We start from the raw sequence: 3,520 nt of genomic DNA on the forward strand, positions 1-3,520 counted from the left end.
CTATCTGGCCGACGGCGGCATGGCCGCCCGCTGACCGGGCCCGCGGGCGGTCAGGCCGGAGAACCGTCCCACCGGGCCGCGGCGAGATCGACCCGGTCGCCTCCGGGGCGCAGCGGCGTCCGGTCGGCGACGAGCCGGCGCAGGGCCTCGACCGGTGCGGCCGGGTTCGGTTCCCCGGTCGCCCGGATCACCCGGTGCCAGGGCACCTCGTCGCCGAATCGGGACAGCACGGCTCCGACCGTGCGCCCCGACCCGGCGCCGACGTACTCGGCCACGTCACCGTAGGTCATCACCTTGCCCGGCGGGATGCGCGCCACCGCGTCCAGCACCTCGAGGGCGTGCGGACCCGGCGCGCCGCCGAGCGAGATCCGGGTACCGAGCCCGGCGGAGAGGCTCGCCGGCGGCGCGTCACGCCGGGCCCGCTCATCCAGGCTCCCCGTGGCTCATCCAGGCTCCGTGGCTCGTCCGGCGCTCAGTAGACCGGCAGCGACTTGTCGACCTGGGTCGCCCACGCGGTCACGCCACCCTGGACGTGCACGGCCGAGGAGAAGCCGGCGCCCTTCAGCGTGGCGAGCGCGTCGGCCGAGCGCACCCCGGATTTGCAGTAGACGACCACCCGACGGTCCTGCGGCAGTTCGGAGAGATGCGCGGGCAGGTCCCCCTTGGGGATCAGGCGCGCGCCGGGGATCCGGACGATCTCCCACTCGGCCGGCTCACGGACGTCGACGAGCTCGATCGGCTCGTCGGCGTCCAGCCAGCTCTTGAGCTCGCCCGCGGTGATCGTCGAGCCGGCGGCGGCCAACTGCGCCTCTTCCGAGACCGCCCCGCAGAACGCCTCGTAGTCGATCAGCTCGGTGATCGACGGATTCTTCCCGCACAACGGGCACTCCGGGTCCTTGCGGACCTTGATCGACCGATAGGTCATCTCCAGGGCGTCATACACCATCAGCCGACCGACCAGCGGATCACCGATCCCGGTCAGCACCTTGATGGCCTCGGTGGTCTGGATGGAGGCGATGGAGGCGCACAGCACACCCAGCACCCCGCCCTCGGCGCAGGAGGGGACCATGCCGGGAGGCGGCGGCTCCGGGTAGAGGCAGCGGTAGCACGGTCCGTGCTTAGCCCAGAAGACGCTGGCCTGGCCGTCGAAGCGGTAGATCGAACCCCAGACGTAGGGCTTGCCGAGCAGCACCGCGGCGTCGTTGACCAGGTAGCGGGTGGCAAAGTTGTCCGTGCCGTCGACGATGAGGTCGTACCCGCTGAAGATCTCCATGACGTTGGAGGCGTCCAGCCGGGTCTCGTGCAGGACGACGTTCACGTACGGGTTGATGTTGCGAACCGAGTCGCGGGCCGACTCCGCCTTCGAGCGGCCGACGTCGGACTGGCCGTGGATGATCTGACGCTGCAGATTCGACTCGTCGACGGTGTCGAACTCGACGATGCCCAGCGTCCCGACGCCGGCGGCGGCCAGGTACATCAGCGTCGGCGAGCCGAGGCCACCGGCACCGACCGCCAGCACCCTGGCGTTCTTCAGCCGCTTCTGGCCGTCCACGGCGACATCCGGAATGATCAGATGTCGAGAGTACCGGCGGATCTCATCGACGGTCAGCCCCTCGGCGGGGTTGACCAGGGGCGGAAGGGACACGCTTGCTCCTCGCGTTCGGTGTCGTCCTTCGACGATGCCACAGCGCGACGCGGCCTCGCCGGTTTTGGGCCATCCGCCGGGAGGTCCCTCATCGCGGGTGCATATCGGGCATCGCGACGGTCAGCCCTTCAGTACAGCGCACGGCGTCCCCGGAGTGTTCCCTCGGCCGCCACGGGTAGACCTCTTCCGAACCGCCGCACATACAGGGAGGAGTTGAGTGCAGTGTCCTTCACTGACAAGGTCAGGAACAAGGTGCAGGAGCTCCGCGGGCGGACCAAGGAACAGGCCGGCAAGGCCACCGAGAACCGGGACCTGCAGGCGGAGGGCCGGGGAGAACGCGGCGTCGCCGACCTCAAGAACGCCGGGGAGAAGGCGAAGGACGCCTTCCGTCGCTGACCGCCCGGTACCCACCGGCCCCACGGCAACCAGCCCCACGGCACCTAACGGACCTGTTCCCCGCCGCCACCTGCCCCCGGCTCCCGCGCCGGGGCCGCTCCTCAGGTCCTCAGGCGGATCGCCGCGTCGGGGGCGTCTTCGAGGTCGGCGTCCTTGAGGCCGTCCTCGAGGAGGTGGTCTTGGCCGCGGAGGTCTTGGCGGGCGGCGTCTTCGTGGCGTTCGTCTTCGCGGTGCTCTTCGTCGAGGACGGCGTCTTCCGGGCGGTCGACCTCGTGCCCGGGGCCGACGAGGCATCCTTGACCGAAGAGGTACGGCCGCCCCGCCGCCCATCGGGCCCCTTGTCGTCGGGTACCCTGCCGGTGACCCCGGCCGCCGCCTTGTCGGTAACCCCGGCCGCCGCGGGCCCCGCGTCACCACCTGCCACGGCCGCACCACCAGCCACAGCCGCTTCGCCGGGCCGTCCGGCGCGGGCGGCGGCGATGCTCGCGCGCAGCGCCGCCATGAGGTCGCCGACCGGCTCGCCGGCCAGCCCGCCCGGCGAGGCCACAACCTCGCGACCGGCGACCTTCGCGTCGATCACGGCCTGCAGGGCCTCACGGTAGTTGTCGGTGTACCTGGTGGGGTCGAAGTCGGCTGCCAGGGTGTGGATGAGCGAGGCGGCCACCGACAGCTCCTGCGGGCGCACCGCGATGTCCTCCTCGAGGAACGGAAAGTCCGGTTGCCGCACCTCGTCCGGCCAGACCATGGTCTCCAGGACGAAGACGCCGCCACGCACCCGGAGCGTCGCGAGCTGCTCGCGTTGCCGCAGGGCTATCTTCACCAGCGCGACACGGCCCGAGGCGGCCAGCGCGTCGCGAAGGAGAACGTAGGGTTTGGCGCCGGTGCGGTCGGGCTCGACGTAGTAGCTCTTCGCGAAGTAGATCGGGTCGACCTGCTCCAACGGGACGAACTCCAGCACGTCGATCGCCCGGGAGGTGGACAGCGGGAGATTCGCGAAGTCCTCGTCGGTGAGTACGACGGTCTCCCCGTCCGGCAGCTCGTAGCCCTTGGCAATGTCGGCGTAGTTGACCTCGTCCCCGTCGGCCTCCGCCACTCTCCGGTATCGGATACGAGACCCATCTGACCGTCTAACCTGGTGAAACGCGACATCCCGTTCCTGGGTCGCCGAGTAGAGCCTCACCGGGATGGACACCAGGCCGAAGGAGATCACGCCCTTCCAGGTCGCACGCATGTTCGCCCCTCACGTCACGTACCCCTATGGTGTCCCACCGGAAGCCCACGAGTAAGCCAGACAGGCGAAAAGCTTGAACCTATCAGCAGGCGAAAATCTCCAGGGCACCAGCCGCCCTGGAGACACGCCGGAGAACACCGATGGCCGGCGGGGGATATATGTGCAGGAGGGCGGAACGTACCCAGGACGGGAAGCCTGGTGCGAGCGGGGCACGGAGCCGGGAACGGCGCGGGAGCCGGGAGTGGGAT

At 70.1% G+C, this 3,520-nt stretch carries 4 protein-coding genes; 1 reads left to right on the top strand and 3 read right to left on the bottom strand.

The window, feature by feature from the left end:
- Nucleotides 1-50 precede the first annotated feature (50 nt).
- Both ACY45C_RS05150 and moeZ read right to left on the bottom strand, forming a co-directional pair.
- Complete coding sequence (locus tag ACY45C_RS05150) at nucleotides 51-317, bottom strand: MGMT family protein (protein WP_462186499.1); 267 nt, start codon at nucleotides 315-317, stop codon at nucleotides 51-53.
- 155 nt (nucleotides 318-472) lie between these two features.
- A complete protein-coding gene (gene moeZ, locus ACY45C_RS05155; protein ID WP_462186500.1) occupies nucleotides 473-1,645 on the bottom strand; it encodes an adenylyltransferase/sulfurtransferase MoeZ in 1,173 nt (390 codons plus the stop codon).
- Between the two features lie 222 nt (nucleotides 1,646-1,867).
- Between moeZ and ACY45C_RS05160 the strand changes: the two genes are divergently transcribed.
- Entirely contained in the window at nucleotides 1,868-2,041 is a 174-nt protein-coding gene (locus ACY45C_RS05160; RefSeq protein ID WP_462186501.1) for a CsbD family protein, read from the top strand.
- Between the two features lie 109 nt (nucleotides 2,042-2,150).
- Here the strand turns inward: ACY45C_RS05160 and ku are convergent, their stop codons facing one another.
- The gene (gene ku / locus ACY45C_RS05165) at nucleotides 2,151-3,272 is read right to left on the bottom strand and encodes a non-homologous end joining protein Ku (protein ID WP_462186502.1); all 1,122 of its coding nucleotides are present in this window, start codon (nucleotides 3,270-3,272) and stop codon (nucleotides 2,151-2,153) included.
- Nucleotides 3,273-3,520: the final 248 nt, after the last annotated feature.

Source organism: Frankia sp. CcWB2 (genome assembly GCF_977927585.1).